This is a genomic window from Citrobacter sp. Ce104, from assembly GCF_030334595.1.
GTDB lineage: Bacteria > Pseudomonadota > Gammaproteobacteria > Enterobacterales > Enterobacteriaceae > Citrobacter > Citrobacter europaeus.
On sequence record NZ_JAOWDP010000068.1, the window covers coordinates 705433 to 726846 of the forward strand.

The 21414-nt window shown below is 52.2% G+C and carries 22 protein-coding genes; 12 read left to right on the top strand and 10 right to left on the bottom strand.

Features of this window, described 5'->3' with window-relative positions; translation table 11 throughout:
- The first annotated feature begins 232 nt into the window (after positions 1–232).
- From folE to mglC, 6 genes are all read left to right on the top strand, one after another.
- The gene (gene folE / locus OGW16_RS21770; protein WP_003027410.1) at positions 233–901 is read left to right on the top strand and encodes a GTP cyclohydrolase I FolE; all 669 of its coding nucleotides are present in this window, start codon (positions 233–235) and stop codon (positions 899–901) included.
- Positions 902–915: 14 nt separating this feature from the next.
- A complete protein-coding gene (gene yeiB / locus OGW16_RS21775) occupies positions 916–2073 on the top strand; it encodes a DUF418 domain-containing protein YeiB (RefSeq protein ID WP_043016960.1) in 1158 nt (385 codons plus the stop codon).
- 144 nt (positions 2074–2217) lie between these two features.
- Entirely contained in the window at positions 2218–3243 is a 1026-nt protein-coding gene (gene galS, locus OGW16_RS21780; RefSeq protein WP_043016959.1) for an HTH-type transcriptional regulator GalS, read from the top strand.
- Between the two features lie 293 nt (positions 3244–3536).
- The gene (gene mglB / locus OGW16_RS21785) at positions 3537–4535 is read left to right on the top strand and encodes a galactose/glucose ABC transporter substrate-binding protein MglB (protein ID WP_043016958.1); all 999 of its coding nucleotides are present in this window, start codon (positions 3537–3539) and stop codon (positions 4533–4535) included.
- Between the two features lie 71 nt (positions 4536–4606).
- Positions 4607–6127 carry a galactose/methyl galactoside ABC transporter ATP-binding protein MglA gene (gene mglA, locus OGW16_RS21790; protein ID WP_286518838.1) on the top strand — a complete coding sequence of 507 codons (1521 nt, stop codon included), beginning with the start codon at positions 4607–4609 and terminating at the stop codon, positions 6125–6127.
- A gap of 15 nt (positions 6128–6142) precedes the next feature.
- The gene (gene mglC, locus OGW16_RS21795) at positions 6143–7153 is read left to right on the top strand and encodes a galactose/methyl galactoside ABC transporter permease MglC (protein WP_005129205.1); all 1011 of its coding nucleotides are present in this window, start codon (positions 6143–6145) and stop codon (positions 7151–7153) included.
- 58 nt (positions 7154–7211) lie between these two features.
- Here the strand turns inward: mglC and preA are convergent, their stop codons facing one another.
- From preA to OGW16_RS21835, 8 genes are all read right to left on the bottom strand, one after another.
- On the bottom strand, positions 7212–8447 hold the full coding sequence (gene preA, locus OGW16_RS21800; RefSeq protein WP_075145910.1) for an NAD-dependent dihydropyrimidine dehydrogenase subunit PreA: 1236 nt from the start codon (positions 8445–8447) through the stop codon (positions 7212–7214).
- Positions 8441–9682, bottom strand: coding sequence for an NAD(P)-dependent oxidoreductase (locus OGW16_RS21805; protein WP_043016956.1), 1242 nt, complete (start codon positions 9680–9682; stop codon positions 8441–8443). The genes preA and OGW16_RS21805 overlap by 7 nt, the downstream gene beginning before the upstream one ends.
- A 233-nt stretch (positions 9683–9915) precedes the next feature.
- Entirely contained in the window at positions 9916–10155 is a 240-nt protein-coding gene (locus OGW16_RS21810) for a DUF2542 family protein (RefSeq protein WP_047409976.1), read from the bottom strand.
- A gap of 2 nt (positions 10156–10157) precedes the next feature.
- Positions 10158–10877 (bottom strand): outer membrane permeability protein SanA, encoded by a 720-nt coding sequence (gene sanA, locus OGW16_RS21815; protein ID WP_043016954.1) that lies wholly within the window; start codon positions 10875–10877, stop codon positions 10158–10160.
- 169 nt (positions 10878–11046) lie between these two features.
- Positions 11047–11931: a cytidine deaminase gene (cdd, locus tag OGW16_RS21820; RefSeq protein WP_043016953.1), complete on the bottom strand. Its 885-nt coding sequence runs from the start codon at positions 11929–11931 to the stop codon at positions 11047–11049.
- Positions 11932–12079: 148 nt separating this feature from the next.
- Positions 12080–12775, bottom strand: a complete 696-nt coding sequence (locus OGW16_RS21825) for a CidB/LrgB family autolysis modulator (protein WP_043016952.1) — start codon at positions 12773–12775, stop codon at positions 12080–12082.
- Entirely contained in the window at positions 12772–13170 is a 399-nt protein-coding gene (locus tag OGW16_RS21830) for a CidA/LrgA family protein (protein WP_043016951.1), read from the bottom strand. Before OGW16_RS21830 ends, OGW16_RS21825 begins: the two co-directional genes overlap by 4 nt.
- 131 nt (positions 13171–13301) lie before the next feature.
- The gene (locus OGW16_RS21835; RefSeq protein WP_043016950.1) at positions 13302–14210 is read right to left on the bottom strand and encodes a LysR substrate-binding domain-containing protein; all 909 of its coding nucleotides are present in this window, start codon (positions 14208–14210) and stop codon (positions 13302–13304) included.
- Between the two features lie 126 nt (positions 14211–14336).
- On the opposite strand from OGW16_RS21835, the gene mhbT reads away from it, so the two are divergent.
- The 6 genes from mhbT (at position 14337) to dusC (ending at position 20328) form a co-directional block, all read left to right on the top strand.
- The gene (gene mhbT, locus OGW16_RS21840; RefSeq protein WP_200007798.1) at positions 14337–15695 is read left to right on the top strand and encodes a 3-hydroxybenzoate transporter MhbT; all 1359 of its coding nucleotides are present in this window, start codon (positions 14337–14339) and stop codon (positions 15693–15695) included.
- Between the two features lie 11 nt (positions 15696–15706).
- The gene (gene gtdA, locus OGW16_RS21845) at positions 15707–16744 is read left to right on the top strand and encodes a gentisate 1,2-dioxygenase (RefSeq protein ID WP_193145063.1); all 1038 of its coding nucleotides are present in this window, start codon (positions 15707–15709) and stop codon (positions 16742–16744) included.
- Between the two features lie 15 nt (positions 16745–16759).
- Entirely contained in the window at positions 16760–17461 is a 702-nt protein-coding gene (locus OGW16_RS21850; RefSeq protein WP_075145915.1) for a fumarylacetoacetate hydrolase family protein, read from the top strand.
- An 8-nt stretch (positions 17462–17469) separates the two neighbouring features.
- Positions 17470–18114, top strand: a complete 645-nt coding sequence (gene maiA, locus OGW16_RS21855) for a maleylacetoacetate isomerase (RefSeq protein ID WP_043016946.1) — start codon at positions 17470–17472, stop codon at positions 18112–18114.
- Between the two features lie 14 nt (positions 18115–18128).
- A complete protein-coding gene (locus tag OGW16_RS21860) occupies positions 18129–19322 on the top strand; it encodes a 3-hydroxybenzoate 6-monooxygenase (RefSeq protein ID WP_075145916.1) in 1194 nt (397 codons plus the stop codon).
- A 61-nt stretch (positions 19323–19383) separates the two neighbouring features.
- Complete coding sequence (dusC, locus tag OGW16_RS21865; RefSeq protein ID WP_043016944.1) at positions 19384–20328, top strand: tRNA dihydrouridine(16) synthase DusC; 945 nt, start codon at positions 19384–19386, stop codon at positions 20326–20328.
- Between the two features lie 103 nt (positions 20329–20431).
- On the opposite strand, the gene yohP is transcribed toward dusC, so the two are convergent.
- Complete coding sequence (gene yohP, locus OGW16_RS21870) at positions 20432–20515, bottom strand: small membrane protein YohP (protein ID WP_015572324.1); 84 nt, start codon at positions 20513–20515, stop codon at positions 20432–20434.
- A gap of 71 nt (positions 20516–20586) precedes the next feature.
- Positions 20587–21321 (bottom strand): class I SAM-dependent methyltransferase, encoded by a 735-nt coding sequence (locus OGW16_RS21875; RefSeq protein WP_087051326.1) that lies wholly within the window; start codon positions 21319–21321, stop codon positions 20587–20589.
- Positions 21322–21414: the final 93 nt, after the last annotated feature.

A 21414-nucleotide genomic window follows, 5' to 3' on the forward strand; every position in this document is an offset into this window, starting at 1 on the left:
CGCATTGAGCAAACATACTTCATCATCTATATAACTTTACATTAACACTCGATGTCACCGGGTTGAATGAAAAGTGAAATCGCTACGCTGAAAGGCTGCGCCAATTTCAATAATTATCGCGGTGAATACTGGATTATGTGCGCCGCCTCACGCACAATGTTCTGGCTGTGACACAGCCTAAAAACTTTGCCCCATGCAGGGCAGAGGCGCCCCACCTGCAGGAGAAGAAGAAATGTCATCACTCAGTAAAGAAGCGGCCCTGGTTCATGAAGCGCTGGTCGCGCGTGGTCTTGAAACGCCACTACGCCCGCCCGTGCAAGAGATGGATAACGAAACGCGCAAACGTCTTATCTCGGGCCATATGACCGAGATTATGCAGTTGCTCAATCTCGACTTGAGCGATGACAGTTTGATGGAAACTCCGCATCGCATTGCGAAAATGTATGTCGATGAGATTTTCTCCGGCCTCGATTACGCCAACTTCCCGAAAATCACCGTCATTGAAAACAAAATGAAGGTGGACGAGATGGTCACGGTCCGCGATATCACGCTGACCAGCACCTGCGAACACCACTTTGTCACTATCGACGGCAAAGCGACGGTGGCGTATATCCCGAAAGATTCGGTCATTGGTCTGTCGAAGATTAATCGCATTGTGCAGTTCTTTGCACAGCGTCCGCAGGTTCAGGAACGTTTGACCCAGCAAATCCTCACCGCGCTGCAAACGCTGCTCGGAACCAATAATGTGGCGGTGTCGATTGATGCGGTACATTACTGTGTGAAAGCGCGCGGCATTCGTGATGCGACCAGTGCGACCACGACCACGTCTCTTGGCGGATTGTTTAAGTCCAGCCAGAACACGCGTCAGGAATTCCTGCGCGCAGTACGTCATCACAACTGATTAGGGCAGGAACCATGGAGCGTAATGTCACGCTGGATTTTATTCGTGGCGTCGCCATTCTTGGTATCCTGCTTCTCAATATTAGCGCCTTTGGCTTGCCAAAGGCGGCATACCTCAATCCCGCGTGGTATGGCAACATCACCTTATCCGATGCCTGGACCTGGGCGCTGCTGGATCTCTTTGCGCAGGTAAAATTCCTCACGCTGTTTGCATTGCTGTTCGGGGCCGGTCTGCAAATGCTGCTCCCGCGCGGCAAACGCTGGATCCAGTCGCGGCTTACGCTGCTGGTGCTGTTGGGTTTTATACACGGTTTACTTTTCTGGGATGGCGATATCCTGCTGGCATATGGCTTAATTGGCCTGATTTGCTGGCGGCTGATCCGGGATGCGCCGTCGATAAAAAGCTTGTTTAACACCGGCTTACTGCTTTATCTGGTGGGGGTTGGCGTACTGCTGCTGCTGGGGGTTATCTCAGGGAGTGAAACCAGTCGCGCCTGGACGCCGGATGCCTCAGCGTTGCTGTATGAAAAATACTGGAAAGTGAACGGCGGAATGGAAGCGGTCAGCAATCGCGTGGATATGATGTCCAATAGCTTGCTGGCGTTAGGCGCGCAATACGGATGGCAACTGGCGGGGATGATGCTGCTCGGCGCGGCATTAATGCGCAGCGGCTGGCTAAAAGGGCAGTACAGCTTACAGCATTACCGACGCACCGGCGTGCTGCTGGTTATTATCGGCATGGCGATTAACCTGCCTGCTATTATCATTCAGTGGCAACTGGACTGGACCTACCGCTGGTGTGCCTTCTTGCTGCAAGCCCCGCGAGAGCTGGGCGCGCCGTTGCAGACTATCGGTTACGCCGCGCTGATGTTCGGTTACTGGCCGCAGCTTAGCCGCTTTAAATGGGTCATTGCCATCGCCTGTGTGGGCCGCATGGCATTAACCAACTATCTGTTACAAACCTTAATCTGCACCACGCTGTTTTACCAGGCCGGCTTATTTATGAAATATGACCGGCTGGAGCTGCTGTTTTTCGTCATACCGGTCTGGGCCGTGAATCTACTTTTCTCCATCATATGGCTACGTTTTTACCGCCAGGGCCCGGTAGAATGGCTGTGGCGTCAATTAACCCTGCGTGCTGCGGGGACATCATTGCCGCGTACATCCAGATAACGATCTGGATCACATTCATTAACAAAATGGATGTAAGCGCTTTCATTCCTGTGACACCACTCACGCAGTCCGTTTCATTGTGCTGACAAAATACCCAACCTGGGGTGTCTGTGGGTAACCACAATCTAAAACAGGGCAGTGAATATGGTAACCATCCGTGATGTGGCACGACAGTCTGGCGTTTCTGTAGCGACCGTTTCTCGCGTATTAAACAACAGTGCGCTGGTAAGTCCCGATACGCGTGAAGCGGTAATGAAAGCCGTCACGCAATTGGGCTATCGACCTAATGCCAACGCGCAAGCGCTGGCGACGCAGGTAAGCGACACCATTGGCGTTGTGGTCATGGATGTATCAGATGCGTTTTTTGGCGCGCTGGTAAAAGCCGTGGATATGGTTGCCCAGCAGCATCAGAAGTACGTCCTGATTGGCAACAGCTATCATGAGGCGGAAAAAGAACGTCATGCCATTGAGGTGTTGATTCGCCAGCGCTGTAACGCACTGATTGTTCACTCTAAAGCATTGAGCGATCGGGAGCTGGCCGAGTTTATGGATCAGATCCCCGGCATGGTGCTGATCAACCGCCTGGTGCCAGGCTACGCTCACCGTTGCGTCTGCCTGGATAACATCAGTGGGGCTAAAATGGCGACCCGAATGCTGCTGAATAATGGTCACCAACGCATCGGTTATCTGGCATCAAGCCATCGCATTGAAGATGATGCCATGCGTAAAGAAGGGTGGTTAACAGCCCTAAAAGAGCAGGAGATTGTTGCGGCAGAAAGCTGGGTCGGCACCGGTTCGCCCGATATGCAGGGCGGAGAGTCCGCGATGGTGGAACTGTTGGGGCGTAACTTACAACTGACGGCGGTCTTCGCCTACAACGATAATATGGCTGCCGGCGCGCTGACTGCGCTAAAAGATAACGGCATCGCTATTCCATTACACCTTTCTATCATTGGCTTCGATGATATTCCCATCGCGCGTTACACCGATCCGCAGCTGACCACTGTGCGCTATCCCATTGCCTCAATGGCAAAAATGGCGACGGAGCTCGCGCTGCAGGGCGCGGCAGGCACATTGGATCCGCAGGCGACGCATTGCTTTATGCCGACGCTGGTGCGTCGCCATTCGGTGGCGCTGCGGCAGAATGCGGCACCGATCACTAACTCATAACGTTGCGCGATGTAACCGCTTTCAATATGTGAGTAAATTCACAGTATATTAACAATGCGATAGCTATGATGACACTGTTTGTTGCGCTGTAACTACTATGTAACGGTGAATAATCACTTTCACCGAGGTATAGGTGCCTTAAACAAAAATTAAAGCCTGTTTTTGGAGCGTTGCCAGACACGGAAGAAATATTTTTTAAAAGTGAGCTTCGGCGTTCAGTAACACTTCAGTAACGTTCTGCCTGCCGAGCATTTATCTCAAGTACTACCCTGCATAATAAAACCGGAGATACCATGAATAAGAAGGTGTTGACCCTGTCTGCTGTAATGGCAAGCATGTTATTCGGCGCGGCTGCGCACGCTGCTGATACCCGCATTGGTGTAACTATCTATAAGTATGATGATAACTTTATGTCCGTGGTACGTAAGGCTATCGAAAAAGATGCTAAAGCGGCGCCAGATGTCCAGTTGCTGATGAATGACTCGCAGAACGACCAGTCCAAACAAAACGATCAGATCGACGTGCTGCTGGCAAAAGGCGTGAAAGCACTGGCGATTAACCTGGTTGACCCTGCAGCAGCAGGCACGGTCATTGAAAAAGCACGCGGACAGAACGTACCGATCGTGTTCTTCAACAAAGAACCTTCTCGTAAGGCGCTGGACAGCTATGACAAAGCGTATTACGTCGGTACCGACTCTAAAGAATCCGGTATTATTCAGGGTGATTTGATTGCCAAACACTGGGCTGCAAACCCGAACTGGGACCTGAACAAAGACGGCAAAATTCAGTTTGTTCTGCTGAAAGGCGAACCGGGACACCCGGATGCTGAAGCGCGTACCACTTACGTGATTAAAGAGCTGAACGACAAAGGCATTAAAACTGAGCAGTTGCAGTTAGATACTGCAATGTGGGATACCGCTCAGGCGAAAGATAAGATGGATGCGTGGATGTCCGGTCCAAACGCGAACAAAATTGAAGTGGTTATCGCCAACAACGATGCGATGGCAATGGGCGCAGTTGAAGCGCTGAAAGCACACAATAAAACCAGCGTACCGGTATTTGGTGTGGATGCGCTGCCTGAAGCACTGGCGTTGGTGAAGTCTGGCGCAATGGCCGGTACCGTGCTGAACGATGCCAACAATCAGGCGAAAGCCACCTTCGATCTGGCGAGAAATCTGGCTGACGGCAAAGGTGCGGCTGATGGCACCAACTGGAAAATTGAGAACAAGATTGTTCGCGTTCCGTACGTAGGTGTCGATAAAGATAATCTGGCAGAGTTTACCAACAAATAAATACTCCGTATGTGGGCGCAATTTCATTGCGCCCTTAATTATGCACTCTGCAAGGCCAACAAGGTATAATTATGGTCAGCACACATACTCAGTCGTCAGGCGAATACTTGTTGGAAATGACCGGCATCAACAAGTCCTTCCCCGGCGTTAAGGCTCTTGATAATGTCAATTTAAAAGTCCGCCCGCATTCGATTCATGCCTTAATGGGCGAGAATGGCGCGGGGAAATCCACATTATTGAAATGCCTTTTCGGCATCTATCAAAAAGATTCCGGCAGTATTTTATTTCAGGGTAAAGAAATCGATTTTCATTCTGTTAAAGAAGCGCTTGAGAATGGTATTTCGATGGTCCACCAGGAATTAAACCTGGTATTACAACGTTCTGTGATGGATAACATGTGGTTGGGACGCTATCCCACCAAAGGCATGTTTGTCGATCAGGAAAAAATGTACCGCGATACCAAAGCGATATTCGATGAACTGGATATTGATATCGATCCGCGCGCGCGCGTTGGCACATTATCCGTTTCACAAATGCAGATGATTGAAATTGCGAAAGCATTCTCCTATGACGCCAAAATCGTCATCATGGATGAGCCGACTTCATCGCTAACCGAGAAAGAAGTTAACCATCTGTTCACCATCATCCGTAAGCTGAAAGAGCGTGGATGCGGCATTGTTTATATTTCGCACAAGATGGAGGAAATCTTCCAGCTGTGTGATGAAATTACCGTGCTGCGCGACGGCCAGTGGATAGCGACTCAGCCACTGGAAGGGCTGGATATGGATAAGATTATCGCCATGATGGTTGGGCGTTCACTTAACCAACGTTTTCCGGATAAAGAGAACAAACCCGGTGAAGTTATTCTGCAAGTGCGTAACCTGACTTCGCTGCGTCAGCCGTCGATTCGTGATATCTCGTTTGATTTGCACAAAGGGGAAATTCTCGGGATTGCCGGTCTGGTGGGCGCAAAACGTACTGATATCGTTGAAACGCTTTTTGGTATTCGTGAGAAATCATCGGGTACGATTACGCTCCACGGCAAAAAGATTAATAACCACAGCGCAAATGAAGCCATCAACCACGGTTTTGCGCTGGTCACGGAAGAGCGCCGCTCAACCGGTATTTATGCGTATCTGGATATTGGTTTTAACTCGTTAATTTCCAATATCCAAAATTATAAAAATAAAGTTGGTCTGCTGGATAATTCCCGCATGAAGAGCGATACCCAGTGGGTTATTGACTCAATGAGGGTGAAAACGCCGGGCCATCGTACACAAATCGGTTCACTATCCGGCGGTAATCAACAAAAGGTCGTTATTGGCCGCTGGTTATTAACCCAGCCAGAAATTCTGATGCTGGATGAACCCACGCGTGGTATTGATGTTGGCGCGAAATTTGAAATTTATCAGTTGATTGCCGAACTCGCGAAAAAGGATAAGGGGATTATTATTATTTCCTCTGAAATGCCGGAGCTGCTGGGAATTACCGATCGTATTCTGGTGATGAGCAATGGTCTCGTTGCCGGAATTGTTGACACTAAAACTACAACGCAAAACGAAATCCTCCGTCTTGCGTCTTTGCACCTTTAAGATTAGGGGCTCCTTATGAGTGCGTTAAATAAGAAAAGTTTTCTTACTTACCTGAAAGAAGGCGGAATTTACGTTGTTCTTTTAGTTTTGCTGGCAATTATTATTTTCCAGGATCCCACTTTCTTAAGCTTACTGAACCTGAGTAATATTCTGACGCAATCCTCGGTGCGTATTATTATCGCATTGGGTGTGGCCGGGCTGATCGTTACCCAGGGGACCGACCTGTCTGCGGGACGTCAGGTCGGCCTGGCGGCGGTCGTGGCGGCAACCTTGCTGCAATCGATGGAGAACGCCAATAAGGTGTTTCCTGAGATGGCTACGATGCCAATCATCGTAGTGGTGCTGATTGTCTGCGTGATTGGCGCCGTTATCGGTCTGGTGAACGGCATTATCATTGCTTATCTGAACGTGACGCCGTTTATTACCACTCTGGGTACGATGATTATCGTTTACGGGATCAACTCCCTGTACTACGACTTCGTCGGCGCATCGCCAATTTCTGGCTTTGACAGCGGATTCTCAACCTTTGCGCAGGGCTTTATTGCGCTAGGCAGTTTCCGACTCTCCTACATCACCTTCTACGCGCTGATTGCCGTAGCCTTTGTGTGGGTGCTGTGGAACAAGACCCGCTTCGGTAAAAACATTTTCGCCATCGGCGGAAACCCGGAGGCTGCGAAAGTGTCCGGGGTAAACGTTGCGCTGAACCTGCTGATTATCTATGCCTTGTCTGGCGTGTTCTATGCCTTCGGTGGTTTGCTCGAAGCCGGGCGTATCGGCTCGGCGACCAACAACCTCGGCTTTATGTATGAACTGGATGCGATTGCGGCGTGCGTGGTTGGCGGCGTGTCGTTCAGCGGCGGGGTAGGGACCGTGTTTGGCGTGGTGACCGGTGTGATTATCTTCACCGTTATCAACTATGGTCTGACCTACATCGGCGTGAACCCATACTGGCAGTATATTATCAAGGGCGGCATTATTATCTTCGCTGTCGCGCTGGACTCACTGAAGTACGCGCGTAAGAAGTAAACGTACAACGCAAAAAGCCCGGCACAGCGCAATCTGTACCGGGCTTTTCTTATCAGCGTTACAGCGTTAACGCATGTTCTTTCTCTCCGGTTTTAAATTTCACCTCGCCCAGATCAATACAGGCAACCGGGCAAACGTGACCGCACAACAAGCATCCCACACATTTTTCCGTGTCGCAGTGCGGCGTGCGGGTTTCCTCATTCCATTCCATCGCCTGATGCCCACCGTCATAGCAGGAGATGTAGCAGCGCCCACAGCCAACGCATTTATCAAGATGGATGTTCGGATAGACGATGTAGCTACGATCAAGTTCCTCAGCGGGGATGATATTGGCATTGGCCAGACCCACCATCTCCTCCAGTGACTCAAACCCTTGATCGGCGAGGTAATGTGACAATCCGCTGCTCATATCCTCCACAATCCGATATCCATATTGCATGATCGCGGTGGTCACCTGCAGCGTGGCCGCGCCTAACAGTAAAAACTCAGCGGCATCCTCCCAGGTTTCAATTCCCCCGATGCCGCTAATTGGGAAATCGCGCAGTTCAGGGTGCATGCGCAGTTGTTGGATAAAACGCAGGGCGATAGGTTTAACGGCCTTGCCGGAGTAGCCGGAAATACTGGATTTACCATTGACGACCGGCATCCCGATCTTCCGCTTCAAGTCGATATTGGTGATGGATTTAACCGTATTGATGGTCGCGATACCGTCGGCACCTCCGCGTTTTGCCGCCAGCGCCACCTCGCACATATCACCAATATTTGGCGTCATTTTAGCCAGCATTGGCAGGGTAGAGCCGCGTTTAACCGCCCGACAGTATTTTTCAACCAGCTCAGGGCTTTGCCCCACATCGCTGCCCATGGCATGTGAGGTCATTTGCGGGCACGAGAAGTTACACTCGATCATATCTGCACCCGCTTCTTCAACCAGACGGGCCAGTTCCTGCCATTGCTGCTCATTTTCTCCCATGATCGACGCAATCAGGACCTTGTCAGGGTAGTCCTGTTTCAGTCGGCGGATCGCGGCCAGATTCTCCTCCAGCGGATGCTCGGCAATTTGCTCCATGTTTTTGAAGCCAATGAAGCCAGTATCTTCTTTGGTGAGATGGTCGAAACGTGGGGAGACTTCATTCGCAATAAAGAAACCGATCGTTTTAAAAACAATACCGCCCCAGCCGCTATCATAGGCTTTGGCGCACATTTCATAACAGTTGCCTACCGGCGAGGAAGAGAGGCAGAATGGGTTGGGGAATTTGACGCCGCAAAAAGTAATAGAAAGATCTTTCGTTAACATGAGCAAGCTCCCTCTAAATAGTGATGAATGGCCTGAGCGGCTTCCTTACCGGTTTTCACGGCGTAAACCACCGTTTTATCGCCTTCAACAATATCGCCCGCAGCAAACAGGACCGGATCGGCGGTTTGGTAGTTTTGCGTATCAATAAGATTACGCTGCGGCTTTAACGCGGCGAAATTAGCAAGCTGAGCATGTTGGCCGACGGCGAGAATAATGTGTTCGGCTTCAAGCGTGAGTTCGCCCGGCAGGCGTACGTGCTTAAAGGTGACGCGATTTCCGCTAACCGCTACCGGCGTGAAACCGTCAATAATCGATACCCCTAATGCCTGAGTGCTGCTGAATTCTTTGTCGCTGGCCGGGAAGTCGGCCAGTTCTTCACGCGCGACGCAGGTGACTGATGGGCAACCCAGCAGCTTCAATGTACTGGCGACATCCATCGCCACGTCGCCGCCACCGATGATTAATGCACTTTGCGCGACGGTAATATCACCGCTGGCTTGCCGGGCCCGTTGCAGAAAATCGACGGCAATTTCGACGTTTTCCGCATGGTCAAACATGGGTAATGTGGAACCGTAAGACATGCCTACGGTAACCAGTACGGCGCGATATTCTGCTTTGAGTTGCTCAACGGAAAGGGCATTGCCGACTTCACAATTGCACTTGATAGTCACGCCCATTTCAACGATACGGGCAATTTCATGATCCAAAACCGAGTGCGGCAGACGAAACTCTGGAATGCCATGGCGCAACCAGCCGCCTGGCTGGGCCTGTTTTTCGAAGATGGTGACGTCATAACCCAGATTGCTCAGCGTTACGCTGGCCTGTAACCCTGCCGGCCCCGCACCGATGACGGCGACCTTACCCAACGTTTTTGTTGCGGGCTGATATATTTTCATTGCAGTCTGCTGTTCAAAATCGGTAATAAAACGCTGCAGACGCGCAATATCAATAGGCTTATCAATTCCTGAGCGCGTGCATCCGCGCTGGCATAATTTTTCTGTCGGGCAAACCCGGGCGCACACCGCACCGAGCGCATTATTTTCGCGGATAGTTTCGGCGGCGCCTTTAAAATTACGAAAATAAATGGAGCGAATAAATTTCCCCGGGTCGGTTTGCGCCGGGCAATCCTGACTACAGGGAGCATCGTGACATAATAAACAGCGGGAAGCCTCTTTTATTGCTAATAATGGAGTAAAACCAGGCGTGAGCTCATCCAGATAATTTTGTAGTGGCATATTTTCTTCCTTAATGCTTGAGTAAATTAAGGCAAACCGTTAATAACAAAATATAAAAAGTGAAAGGCTATTCTTAAGGCTAAGCACTGCAGGAAGAGTATTCTGTGAAAGAATTCACAAATAGAAGATAGTTTGAGGGAAATGCTGGGGGACAGCATTAATCCCTTATATTGAAATGGTAACTATTATCAAAATATTAGCTATTCTCAAATGCTAATATAAAGGCAATATCCTTAACGATAAAAAACTAAGTAAATAACCATACCGAAGGATAAACATCCGCATCCGGCATAAACCAGTACATAAGACCAAAATTGCAGGGGCTCTTCATGGCGATAAGCGTAGACCGGTTCGCGCGCATTCTTCTTAATTTTATCTACGGCCCCGGAGCGCCAGCCTTTCCAGGCTTCGCGAAAACAAAATACGGGAATGAGCAGAAAGGCCAACACGACGAAAAGGGTTTGTACATCCATGCTTATTTTCCTTGTTTCTTTTGTAATTCGAGCAGTTGTTCAGGCGTAACCGCCGGATATCCCTGTGCGTCGTCCGGTACCTGATGCATGGTAGGGATAGGCACCAGTGGGCCTAAAAAGCGGGGTTCACGTTTAAAAATGTAGAGATCGGCAAGTGCGCCAAAACGGGCGCCAAATTCACGTACCCGCACGGTGAGCATATCCTTTGGCGAAGGTACGGCGTAGCACTGAGCCTGGATACCCATATGCAGCGCAATAAACAAGGCACGCTCGCAGTGGAAGCGCTGGGTAATAATGATGAAATCGTTGGTATCGAACACTTTGCGGGTACGCACGATGGAGTCAAGCGTCCGGAACCCGGCGTAATCAAGCACGATGTCTGCTGGATCGACGCCTGCGGCAATAAGATCCTTACGCATCGTCATGGGTTCGTTATAGTTTTGCTGCGCGTTGTCGCCGCTTAACAGCAGATAGTTAACCTTCCCGCTGTTATAGGCGTTCAATGCGCCCTGAATGCGGTAGCGATAATACTGATTGATGACGCCGGTGCGGTAATACTTCGCCGTGCCCAGAACCACACCAACCTGGCGGTAGGGTAAATCCTGCAATTCGTCGTAGATGTAGGGGGCTGTCTTCCAGCTCATCCACCGGTCGAGTCCAAGCACAGTCAAAAGCAGCAAGCCTACCAGGACTAACAGGCTGTAAAACACGCGCTTTAACATGCAGAAAACTCGTTATTTGGATGGAATTTCAATCAGGCTACTGTACCGGAAGACGTAGCGCAAGAAACAGCAATCTGATTGAGGGGATTTTCAGCAAAACGGTCATATTGAATGGTCGTCTTGCAGGCCGGACGGCGGTATTGGCCGATCCGCCCTGCAGTACGAATTTTTACGCTAACAAAACGCGCTCAATATTATCGCAGCCTAACGCTTTCAGGGTGGCGGAGGTCGCATCCCACTGAATCAACGGCGCATCGGCTTTTTCAGCCAGCACGGCGCGTTGGATGTCCGGGTAGTCATAACCATTCAAATTCAACAGGTTTAACGCGCCCTGCAGCGGCGGCAGGGTCGGATTGAAGGCGGCGTTCTCAGCATAGCTGCCGCTAAAAATTCGACCATCTTTGCATTCCAGCGCAACGCCGCTTGGGGATTTGCTGTACGGCATATGGCATCTGTTGGCGGCGGTAATTGCCGCCTGGGTCAACGCATCGCCCTGCAGCGCGAAGCCGTGATCCTGATCGTCCATCAGCAGCGTTTTGATCTCCAGATCTTTCGGTCCGAAGGCATCTGGCAGGTAATCGCGCAGCACGTGCGGCGCACGCCCCGGCAGATGAATGCGTAAGTCCAGTCCGCTGTTCAGTTCGTTCATAAACTGGCGACAGTGTCCGCACGGCGTGTAGTTGACGGTGATGGCGGCGAGCCCTTTTTCACCGCGCAACCAGGCGTGGCTGATGGCGCTTTGCTCGGCATGAACGGTTTGCTGCATGGTCGCGCCCAGGAACTCCATGTTCCCACCGAAGTACCAGTTACCGCTGATGCCGCGAGAAATTGCCCCAACGTTGAAATTGGACAGCGGGGTACGCGCGCAGGCCGCAGCCAGCGGCAGCAGAGCGAATGCCAGCGCGTCTTCGTCCAGTCCCGATTCGCGTTTCAGCAAAGAGACCTGCTCAGCAGTCAGCATGGCGGGGAAATGCACATCCGCCAGAACAGGCGCCAGGGCTGATTGCAAGTTATCCGCGAGTTGGGCAAAAGCAGTTTGAAAACGTGGATGCATGGCGATGCCTCATAACAATGTAATGGAATCGTAGTTTACGGGCCTGTTACGGCTTTATATGTGATCCAAATCTCATTGCGTGTGCAACTTATGAAACTTAAATGAAAAATGTGCAACGCATCGCAAATAAATTACCAAAAAATGAAGGTTAACCGACCACCGCCAGAATAATCGGGAACAGGAATGGGGCGACTAACGAGGTGATAATCCCGCAAATAACCAGCGCCAGAGAGCCAAACGCGCCTTCCTGGTAGTCCAGCTCCGCACAGCGAGCGGTGCCGAGGGCATGCGAAGCAGTGCCCATTGCCAGCCCACGTGCGGCTTTGGTGCGAATACGCATCGCATTAAGCAACGTATGTCCAAACACAGCTCCGAGGATACCGACAAAAATGACGCAAACGGCGCTGATAGCCGGAATACCGCCAATACTGCCTCCCACCGCCATAGCGATAGGCGTAGTGACCGATTTCGGCATGATAGACGCGGCAATTTGCGGCGATGCGCCCATTAACAGGGCGACTGTTGTACCCGTAACCATCGCCACGATGCTTCCCACAAAACAGATAGCGATGATTGATTTCCAGCGGGCGCGGATCTGGTGCAACTGTTCATATAACGGATAGGCCAGCGCGACCACGGCAGGTTGCAACAAATCGTTCAGCACCTCACTGCCTTTGAAATAGTGATCGTAGGGAATACCGGTCAGCAGCAGAATGGGAATAATCACCACCATGGCGACCAGCAGCGGGTTCAATAGCGGCATTTTAAATCGTGCAGCCAGCTTACGTGCGCCGAAAAATACCGCCAGCGTCAGAGGTAACGACCACCATATATACGACATCATTCTTTAGACCCTTTTTGCCCAACGATTTTGCGCTCACCGTGCACAATGTGCGAACTCCAGCTCACCACCAGGAAAACGACCAGCGTACTGATGGTGCAGGACACCACCACCGGACCAAATTGTGCGCGGAGCAGATCAAAGTACTGCATGATCCCAACGCCAATTGGGACAAACAGCAGGGCCATATAACGAATCAGCACGTAGCAGCCAGGGTTAACCCATTTTGCTGGTAACACCTGCAAAGCCAGTAAAACAAACAGAATCAGCATGCCGATAATGCTGCCCGGAATGGTGATAGGAAGTAGTGACGCAAGAAAAATACCTGCATAGAGGCAGGCATAAATCAGGACGAATGCGCGCAAATATTGCCAGATAGTGTTCAGTGCTTTGCTCATAGTTGAAACCCTTGACGAGACTGATTCATCATACAATTAAACTTCAAAACGTGCTACCGATCACATCATGAATTCTAAGCATAGAGGAAATAGATATCTGGAACATCGGGCGATGGCCCTAACTATCCACGCTAAACCTGTGCCAGGTAATACAGAAAACGATTCAAAGCGGTAGTGGGCGTTTCATTGTTGCGCCAGAATACGCCTACGCTGCCTTTTTGTTCAATTTTCGGCAGATTCAGAATAGCCAACTGTCCCTGGGCGGCATAACGCTGCGCCAGGCGTAGAGAAAGAATAGAGATCATGTCGCTACTTTGCAGCAGGTTGGTGCTGACGTTGATCGACGCCGATTCAATGATGTTTTCCGGCAGCATGACGCCGTTATCTACTAGCGCGTTATCAATGCTTATCCGGATGGGCGTTCCCGTCGGCCAGACAATCCAGCGCCAGTTAGCCAGATCGTGCCAGGTGAGTAGGGGATATTTTGCCAGCGGATGGTCGGGACGCGCGACGAAGCAGACCGGCTCGGTATACAGCACCTGATAATTGAGCGGCAACTGAAGCGCCCGGCCGCCGACGCGACCGACGACGACATCCACCGAACCCGCAAGCAGATCGTGCAGCAGCGGGGTCATCACCTTTTCTTCAATATTAAGATGCAGGGTGGGCAGTTCTGTGAGTAAACCCAGTATCGCCTGTGAAACGCAGTCGGTCGCCACCGGCGAGCAACCAATCTTCAGGCTCCCTACCAGGCCGCCTTGCTTAAAACGGGCGATTTCATACTGCGAACGTTCCATATCATTGATCAGGCGTTGGGCATGCTGCAGTAGCAGTTTACCGCCTTCGGAAGGACGCAAGCCTTTGCTGTGACGTTCAAAGAGCGTGATGCCAATCTCATCTTCGAGCTGTGATAACCATTTTGACAACGCTGGCTGGGTGATATTCATCATCCGGGCAACGTGAGTCAAATTCCCCTGTTCGCCCAGCGCGATAAGCGTTTGCAGGTGGTGCAACTTCAGTTTCTGCGCCCAGTTAGCCATTTGCTATAACCTCCAGGTTATGCCTCTGCATGAAAAGCCATTGTACATTTCATCTCCAAACATACAAAGTCGCAACATACCTAAAACAAAACAGACATCTACTCTACCTGCACTGAGGCATTCACTATGACTCACCAACGTGATCTACAAGCACTGATCGATTCCGCCCCCGTCGGCAAGACCCAGTGGCGCGTTATCATCTGTTGTTTTCTGGTCGTCATGCTCGATGGTTTTGATACCGCGGCGATTGGTTTTATCGCACCCGACATTCGCACTCATTGGCAACTGACTGCCGGCGATTTGGCGCCGCTGTTTGGTGCGGGCCTGCTGGGTCTGACCGCTGGCGCACTGCTCTGCGGTCCGCTGTCCGATCGTTTTGGTCGCAAACGCGTGATAGAACTCTGCGTGGCGCTGTTCGGCGCACTGAGCCTTTTATCGGCTTTTTCTCCCGACCTACAAACGCTGGTCATTTTGCGCTTCCTTACCGGATTAGGTCTGGGCGGCGCGATGCCAAATACCATCACCATGACGTCAGAATACCTGCCAGCGCGTCGGCGCGGCGCGCTGGTTACCATGATGTTCTGTGGATTTACCCTGGGGTCGGCGATGGGCGGGATTGTCAGCGCGCAGCTGGTGCCGGTCATTGGCTGGCACGGCATCCTGGTGCTGGGAGGCGTTCTACCGCTGATGCTGTTTGTGGCCCTGTTGTTTGCCTTACCGGAATCCCCACGCTGGCAGGTTCGTCGTCAGTTGCCGCAAAACGTGATTGCCAGAACCGTTAGCGCCATCACCCGGGAACGTTATGAAAATACCCAATTTTATCTCAACGAGGGCACCGCGATTGCTAAAGGCAGCATTCGCCAGCTGTTCGTCGGGCGACAGCTACCCATTACCCTGATGTTATGGGTGGTGTTCTTTATGAGCTTGCTGATTATTTATCTGCTCTCCAGTTGGATGCCGACGCTGTTAAACCATCGCGGAATAGACCTGCAGCATGCCTCATGGGTGACCGCCGCCTTCCAGATTGGCGGTACGCTCGGCGCGCTGGCGCTGGGAGTGCTGATGGATAAATACAACCCTTTCCGCGTGCTGGCTGTGAGCTATGCGCTGGGTGCTGTGTGTATTGTCATGATTGGCCTGAGCGAAAACGGCTTGTGGCTGATGGCGCTGGCCATTTTTGGCACCGGCATTGGTATCAGTGGTTCTCAGGTGGGCCTCAATGCGTTAACCGCCACGCTTTATCCGACGCAGAGTCGGGCGACGGGCGTCAGCTGGTCTAATGCGATTGGCCGCTGCGGCGCGATTGTCGGCTCGCTATCCGGCGGCGTGATGATGGCGATGAATTTCTCATTCGATAACCTGTTTTTCATTATCGCCGTTCCGGCGGCCATCAGCGCGGTGATGCTAGCCCTGCTGACGGTTGTTATCCGCCAGTCGGCCTCTGCCTCAAATACTCTGCCACGTGCAAGTGTTGTGAATGAATAAGGAGAATCCCTATGTCTGAACTGAATCAGGATGTTAAGAACAGCCGTCAGCAGTTTTACCAGCATATTTCCGGGCAGAATCTGACCCCGTTGTGGGAGTCGCTGCATCGTCTGGTGCCGTCAACGCCGAACGCGAATTGCGCGCCTGCGTACTGGAACTATCAGGAGATCCGTCCGCTACTGCTGGAAAGCGGCGATCTGATTGGCGCGAAAGAGGCGATTCGCCGCGTGCTGGTGCTGGAAAACCCAATGCTACGCGGACAGTCTTCAATCACCCCGACGCTGTACGCGGGATTGCAGTTAATCATGCCGGGCGAGGTTGCGCCGAGTCACCGCCATAATCAGTCTGCGCTGCGCTTTATTGTCGAAGGGAAAGGGGCATTTACCGCCGTGGATGGTGAGCGTACCCAGATGCATGAAGGCGATTTTATTCTGACGCCGCAGTGGCGCTGGCACGATCACGGCAACCCAGGCAGCGAACCGGTGGTGTGGCTGGACGGTCTGGATCTGCCGCTGGTGAACCTGCTGGGCTGCGGCTTTGCAGAAGACTACCCGGAAGATCAACAGCCGATCACGCGCAAAGAAGGGGATTATTTACCGCGCTATGCGGCCAATATGCTGCCGCTGCGTCATCAGAAGGGTAACTCATCGCCCATTTTCAACTATCGCTACGATCGCAGCCGTGAAGCGCTACATGACCTGACCCACATGGGCGACGCCGATGAGTGGGACGGTTACAAGATGCGTTACGTGAACCCGGTAACCGGTGGTTATCCCATGCCTTCAATGGGGACCTTCCTGCAACTGTTGCCGAAGGGCTTTGCTTCGCGGATGGCGCGTACCACCGACAGTACTATCTACCACGTGGTGGAAGGAAGCGGGCAGGTCACCATCGGCAACGAAACCTTCAATTTTTCACCAAAAGATATCTTCGTGGTGCCAACCTGGCACGGCGTGTCGTTCAAGACCCACGAAGATACCGTTTTATTTAGTTTTTCGGACAGACCGGTTCAGGAAGCGCTGGGGTTGTTCCGTGAAGCACGTTATTAATTTGGGAGAGAGAAAATGACGCAATACGTATTCGAACCACAAGCGCCTGTTACCGTTCCGGTGGTTGGCAGTGATGAACAATTTCCCGTACGCCGCGTGTACTGTGTGGGCCGCAACTATGCCGCTCATGCGCGTGAAATGGGCTTTGATCCTGATCGCGAACCGCCGTTCTTCTTCTGTAAACCTGCCGATGCGGTGGTTCCGGTGGCGGCAGGTCAAACCCTCGAACTGCCGTACCCTTCGCAGACCGATAACTATCACTATGAGATAGAGCTGGTGGTGGCGATTGGTAAAAAGGGCAGCGATATACCACTGGAAAAAGCGCACGAATATATCTGGGGCTATGCCACCGGTCTGGATATGACCCGCCGCGACAGGCAGATGGAGATGCGCCAGATGGGGCGTCCGTGGGAAATCGGCAAAGCGTTCGATCTCTCTGCCCCCATCGCGCCGCTGCATAAAGCCAGCGAAAGCGTGGATGTTAACCATGCGCCTATCTGGCTGCAGGTCAACGGCGACGATCATCAGCGGAGCGATATTCGCCACCTCATCTGGTCCGTTAATGAAACCATTAGCTATCTGTCCGGCTTTTTCGAACTGCAGCCGGGCGATTTGATCTACACCGGTACTCCAGAAGGCGTGGGGGCGGTGGTGAAAGGGGATGTGATCACCGGAAACGTAGACGGTTTAACCCCCATCGCCGTGAAGATTGTCTGAGGTGGATGATGAAGCTGTACAGTTTCTTTAATAGCTCCGCGTCATATCGTGTACGCATTGCGCTGGCGCTGAAGGGGCTCGATTACCAGACGGTGGGCGTCAACATTCGAATTGGTCAGCAGAACGAGTTGGCCTACCGGCGGATGAATCCTGTGGGGCTGGTGCCTACGCTGGTTACCGACGACGGAGAATCACTCGGGCAGTCGCTGGCGATAACCGACTGGCTGGACGGCCACTTTCCGCAGTCGCCGCTGCTGCCTGCCGATTTCCCGGCGCGTAGTAAGGTGCTGGAAATCGTCTATGCCATCGCCTGTGATATCCATCCCGTGAATAACATGCGGGTATTGCGCTACCTGAGTGAAGAATTAAAGGTCAGTGAAGAAGATAAAAAACGCTGGTATGCGCACTGGATCCAGCAGGGGTTAAGCGCGGTGGAACAGATGCTGCGCCAGAGTCATTCGGGGACGTTCTGCGTGGGTGATGCGCCGACGCTGGCGGATTGCTGTCTGATCCCACAGTGGGCGAACGCGTTACGTATGGGCTGCGATCTGAGCGGATATCCGCGTTGTAAGGCGGTATATGATGCCTGTATCCAGCTTCCGGCGTTTATCGCCGCCGCGCCCGAGAATCAACAAGACAAAATTCCAGCCTGATAAGGAGAACGACAATGGCTAAAGTGACACGCGCAATTATCGTGGGTGGTGGGATTGGCGGCGCGGCGACTGCGCTATCGCTGGCCCGTCAGGGCATTAAAGTGATGTTGCTGGAGAAAGCGCACGAGATTGGTGAAATTGGCGCAGGTATTCAGCTTGGACCGAACGCGTTCTCTGCTCTGGACAGCCTTGGCGTGGGTGACGTCGCCCGCCGGCGCGCCGTTTTTACCGATCACATCACCATGATGGATGCGGTAAACGCGAAAGAGGTGGTACATATTGAAACCGGGCAGGCGTTTCGCGATCACTTCGGCGGCCCTTATGCGGTTATCCATCGGGTTGATATTCATGCTTCTGTCTGGGAAGCGGCGCTGGTTCACCCCAACGTTGAGTATCGCACTTCAACGAACGTGGTTGATATTCGCCAGACCGAGAATGACGTGACGGTATTTGATGAGCACGGCAACAGCTGGACGGCGGATATTTTGGTGGGCTGTGACGGTGTGAAATCGGTCGTTCGCCAGTCTCTGATTGGCGATGCGCCACGCGTGACCGGGCATGTGGTCTACCGGGCGGTGATTGATTGCGATGATATGCCGGAAGATTTGCGCATTAACGCGCCAGTGCTGTGGGCCGGACCGCACTGCCACCTGGTTCACTATCCGCTGCGCGGCGGCAAGCAGTACAATCTGGTGGTGACCTTCCACAGTCGTCAGCAGGAAGAGTGGGGAGTGAAGGATGGCAGTAAAGAGGAAGTTCTCTCCTATTTCGCCGGAATTCACGCGCGACCGCGCCAGATGCTGGATAAACCCACGTCCTGGCGGCGTTGGTCCACTGCCGACCGCGAACCGGTAGAAAAATGGGGCACCGATCGTATTACGCTGGTGGGTGATGCCGCACATCCGGTGGCGCAATATATGGCGCAGGGAGCCTGTATGGCGCTGGAAGATGCCGTCACGCTTGGTAGGGCGTTACAGCAGTGTGACGGCGATGCGGCTGATGCCTTTGCCCTGTATGAGTCGGTGCGTATTCCGCGTACCGCCAGGATTGTCTGGTCGACGCGCGAAATGGGCCGTGTTTATCACGCTGCGGGAGTCGAACGTCAGGTGCGTAATCTGCTGTGGAAAGGGAAATCACAGGCTGAATTTTATCGTGGTATGGAATGGCTGTATGGCTGGAAAGAAGATAACTGCCTGTTGCCGCGCTGAGCCTCTTTAATCTCCCTAACGGAGGCGCTACCATAGCGCCTCTTTTTTTGCGGGTGACGATATGCGTGTTTTACTGGCGCCGATGGAAGGCGTGCTCGACTCACTGGTGCGCGAGCTGCTGACAGAAGTGAATGATTACGACCTGTGCATCACCGAGTTTGTGCGCGTGGTGGATCAGCTCTTGCCGGCAAAAGTATTTCATCGGCTCTGCCCGGAACTGCATAACGACAGTCGGACGCCATCCGGCACGCGGGTGCGCATACAGCTACTGGGGCAGTATCCGCAGTGGCTGGCGGAGAACGCCGCGCGCGCGGTTGAACTGGGATCGTACGGCGTCGATCTGAACTGCGGCTGTCCGTCGAAGCTGGTCAACGGCAGCGGCGGCGGTGCTACGTTATTGAAAGATCCTGAGCTTATCTACCGGGGCGCAAAAGCCATGCGCGAAGCGGTTCCGGCTCATCTCCCGGTGACGGTGAAAGTGCGTCTGGGCTGGGATAACAGCGACCGGCAGTTTGAAATTGCCGATGCCGTCCAGCAGGCTGGCGCCAGCGAACTGGCCGTGCATGGCCGAACCAAGGAGCAGGGCTATAAGGCCGAACATATCAACTGGCAGGCGATCGGTGAGATCCGCCAGCGGCTTTCCATTCCGGTTATCGCGAATGGCGAAATCTGGGACTGGCAAAGCGCCCAGGATTGCATGGCCATCAGCGGATGCGATGCGGTGATGATTGGACGTGGCGCATTAAATATTCCGAACCTGAGTCGCGTGGTGAAGTACAACGAGCCGCGTATGCCGTGGCCTGATGTGGTGAGGTTGTTGCAAAAATATACCCGTCTTGAAAAGCAGGGGGACACCGGGCTGTACCACGTGGCGCGGATTAAACAATGGCTGGGGTATTTGCGAAAAGAATATTCAGAGGCAACTGCACTGTTTCAGGAGATTCGTGCGTTAAACAATTCGCCGGATATCGCTCGGGCGATTCAGGCCATCGAGATTACCGCCTGACGTCAGTTCCGGTAGGCCGGATAAGGCGTTTACGCCGCCATCCGGCATCAGAGAGAATAATCGCCTGACATTTCTGCTATCAGGCCTGGGCGAAATGACAACATCAGAAAATCATCTTAAACACGCCCGTTACCACCAACAGCCCAATCAGAAAAATAATCAGAATTACCCACAGCAGAATTTTCATTAATTTTCCCTTTTTTTGGTAAGTTCAGATTGAGTATAGGAAAGTATCAATCATTCTGCCTGGGGGGACTGTTATGCTGGTTTACGTGCGCTGAGCAAAAACACCATTGGCCGCTCTTTTTCTTCATCCAGCGCCGGGTTTTCAGCAATCTGTTGCGCAGACGGTCCCCATTCATCGACACAGACGATGTCGAATCCGGCCCCAACCAACGCATTAATCCAGGTCGCCAGTTTACGGTGCTGTTTTTTGACGCCTTCAGCAAACCAGTTACTGATGCGTTCGCCTTCCTGCTGATAATGATTGACCGGCCAGGACTGTTGCCCGGTTTTATCTTTTATCCAGCCCTGGTTAAGCGGTGCGGTATAAATTGGATGCTCGGCAGAAAAAACTAACATGCCGCCTGGTGTTAATGACTGGTAAATCGTTACCAATAATCGTTCTATATCGCGCAAATAGTGCAGGGCAAGCGAGCTATAAACCAGATCAAAGGAATTTGGCGACAGGGTAAGCATTTCGAGATCTTCACGCTGATAAACGATGCCACTACCCTGAGTCATACTGTGCGCCTGGGTTAACATCTTTTGTGAAATATCCAGTCCCACTACGCTGGCAGCCTGATTATCGCGCGCGTAGCGACAAAACCAGCCATATCCACAGCCCAAATCGAGAATGTTTTTTCCCTGCAGAGAGGGGAGCATAGCTTGTATTGTCGGCCATTCTGGCGCGCCATCGAGTCCTTTCACCGAACGATCCAGCGTGGCGTATCCTGCAAAGAACTCAGGGTCGTCATAGATATTCTGTGACATAACGTCTCCATATATTAATTATTAAAATTATTTAATCTATATTATTTGTCTGATGTATATTTTTCCGATTATATAATTTTATTGCCAAAGATG